The sequence below is a fragment of the Pseudolysinimonas sp. genome, from assembly GCF_031389465.1.
Taxonomy (GTDB): Bacteria; Actinomycetota; Actinomycetes; order Actinomycetales; family Microbacteriaceae; genus Pseudolysinimonas_A.
Window position 1 is genome coordinate 1 of record NZ_JANMSQ010000177.1, and the last position, 2,564, is coordinate 2,564.

The 2,564-nt window shown below is 68.6% G+C and carries 4 protein-coding genes; 3 read left to right on the forward strand and 1 reads right to left on the reverse strand.

Features of this window, described 5'->3' with window-relative positions; genetic code table 11:
• A partial coding sequence (locus RMO30_RS07180; RefSeq protein WP_309711333.1) for a hypothetical protein occupies positions 1 to 316 on the forward strand: 316 nt, incomplete at its 5' end.
• A gap of 5 nt (positions 317 to 321) precedes the next feature.
• Here RMO30_RS07180 and RMO30_RS07185 read toward each other — a convergent pair.
• The gene (locus RMO30_RS07185; RefSeq protein WP_309711336.1) at positions 322 to 1,086 is read right to left on the reverse strand and encodes an IclR family transcriptional regulator; all 765 of its coding nucleotides are present in this window, start codon (positions 1,084 to 1,086) and stop codon (positions 322 to 324) included.
• 133 nt (positions 1,087 to 1,219) lie between these two features.
• On the opposite strand from RMO30_RS07185, the gene RMO30_RS07190 reads away from it, so the two are divergent.
• The gene (locus RMO30_RS07190; RefSeq protein WP_309711339.1) at positions 1,220 to 1,960 is read left to right on the forward strand and encodes a CoA transferase subunit A; all 741 of its coding nucleotides are present in this window, start codon (positions 1,220 to 1,222) and stop codon (positions 1,958 to 1,960) included.
• A partial coding sequence (locus tag RMO30_RS07195; protein WP_309711342.1) for a CoA transferase subunit B occupies positions 1,947 to 2,564 on the forward strand: 618 nt, incomplete at its 3' end. The genes RMO30_RS07190 and RMO30_RS07195, both read left to right, overlap by 14 nt.

A 2,564-nucleotide genomic window follows, 5' to 3' on the forward strand; every position in this document is an offset into this window, starting at 1 on the left:
CGGTGCCCTCGGGTTCGGCTGGCGTCCACATCCGGCTCTCCTGATCGTGCCGGGCGGCCTCGTCGTGGCCGGCTTCGTCGCGTGGATCGTCCTCGGTGAGTTCGCGGTGCGGCGGATGCGTGCCGAACATGACAGCGGCTACTCGACGACGCTCGACGTGCCAGCCGTCGATCTGCGGCACCCTCGAACCGGCGCGCTCGTGCGCTCGGCCGGCGAAGCCACGGTCCAACCCCGAACCGAGTCGCTCATCGGGCGGATGCTGCAGTTCCCCCGCGGCTCGTATCTCGATCGCTCCCAGCCGCCCCCGCGCGACTGATCCGATCACCGACCGCGCAGCGCTTGGGTGAGCCGGTGTGCGTGCTCGAGGAGCAGCCGCCCGAGTTCCGGCCGACGGTCGGCCGAGAAGCGGGCCTCGATCCCGGTGAGGCTGAGCGCCCACGCCGGCTGACCGGAGGTGTCGAACACCGCTGCCCCCATGCCCCAGCTCCCTTCCACGAGTAGTCCCGGGTTGACCGCGTACCCGGCGGTGCGGGTAGCTGCGACGCGTTCCCGCACCCGGGCGGGGTCGTGCGTTGTGCCGAACTCCGACAGGTCGGCTGAGGCGAGGTAGCGCTCGACGCCGACATCGGGCAGGAAGGCGAGAATCGCGAGCCCCGCCGACGCGACCCCGAGCGGAAACCGGATGCCTTCGTGCAGCACGTGGGAGCGGATCGGGAACGCCCCGTCCTCTCGCAACAGGCAGACGGTCTCGTCGCCGCGGCGGGCGGAGAGGAACGCGCTCTCGCCCGTCGCCTCTGCCAGAGCTCGCACCACGGGGCGCGCGGTCGCGGTGATGTCGTAGCGCTCGGCGGCGACAGCACCGAGCAGGTAGAGCTCCGGGCCCGGCACCCAGCGACTGGAGAGGGCGTCGTGGTCGAGGAAGCCTTCCGCGGCGAGGGAGGCGAGGAGCCGATGCGCGGTGGGTCGGGCGAGGCCGGTGGCCGTGGCGACCGCCGAGGTACTCAAGCCCCGCGGCATCGCCGTGCTGACCGCTCGCAACACGGCGGCGGCGCGGCCGATTACCTGGATTCCGGGAATCGACGCCATGTCCACATTATGGACATCAAGGGGCAAGGATGGCCACATCCCGACCGAACTTCGACAGAACCGCAAACGGAACCTACGCTGAGCCTTGACCACGATGTGGACACCGGCCATCACAGGCACACCAAGGAGTGGCATGGCGCAGAAGATCTGGGCGTCCGCGGCGGAAGCGCTCGCCGGCGTCGTGACCGACGGCATGACGATCGCGGTCGGCGGCTTCGGTCTGAGCGGTAACCCCACGAACCTGATCCGTGCGTTGCGGGACACCGAGGCGAAAGACCTGACGATCGTGTCGAACAACATGGGCGTCGACGGCAAAGGCCTCGGCCTTCTGCTCGAGAACCGCCAGGTGAAGAAGGTCGTCGCCTCCTACGTGGGCGAGAACAAGCTGTTCGCCGAGCAGTACCTGTCGGGCGAGCACGAGGTCGAGTTCGTGCCGCAAGGCACCCTCGCCGAGCGGTTGCGGGCGGGGGGCGCCGGCATCCCGGGCTTCTACACGCCGACCGGCGTCGGCACGCCGATCGCCGATGGCAAGCCAGAGGCCGAGTTCGACGGTCGTCGGGTCATTCTCGAACGGGGGATCGTCGCCGACGTCGCGCTGGTGCGCGCGCGGTGGGCCGACCCGTACGGCAATTTGCGCTACCGGCTCACGGCACGCAACTTCAACCCGCTCGTCGCGACCGCCGGGAAGCTGACTGTCGCCGAGGCGGAGGAGATCGTCGACGCGATCGAGCCCGACGACGTCATGACCCCTGGGATCTTCGTGCAGCGCCTTGTGCGATGCGAGGACCATTCCAAGGAAATCGAGCAGCGCACGGTGCGCCAGACCCTTCGACGGGGCTCAGGACAAGAGGAGGCCGCTCATGTGGACGCGTGATGAGATGGCAGCGATCGCGGCTCGTGATCTGCGAGACGGCGACTACGTGAACCTCGGGATCGGAATCCCGACCCTGGTGGCCAACAACTTGCCTCCGGGAGTCGAAGTCACCTTGCAGAGTGAGAACGGAATCCTTGGAATGGGCCCCTTCCCGTTCGAAGGCGAAGAGGATGCCGACCTCATCAACGCCGGCAAGCAGACGGTGACGCTGCTGCCGGGTGCCGCAGTGTTCGACTCGGCGATGTCGTTCGGCATGATCCGCGGCGGTCATGTCGCGACGGCGATCCTCGGCGCACTCCAGGTGTCGCAACACGGCGATCTCGCGAACTGGACGATTCCCGGCAAACTCGTGAAGGGCATGGGCGGCGCAATGGATCTCGTCGCCGGCACCCCCTACGTCATCGTCGTCACCGAGCACGTCGCGAAGGGCGGCTCCCCGAAGATCGTCGAGTCGTGCGACCTCCCGCTGACTGGGGTCGCCGTCGTCGACCGGATCGTGAGCGACCGGGCGGTGTTCGACGTCGGACCCAGCGGCCTGGTGTTGCGCGAGATCGCGCCGGGAGAGGATGTTGAGGAGCTGCGCACCCTGACGGGGGCGCCGTTC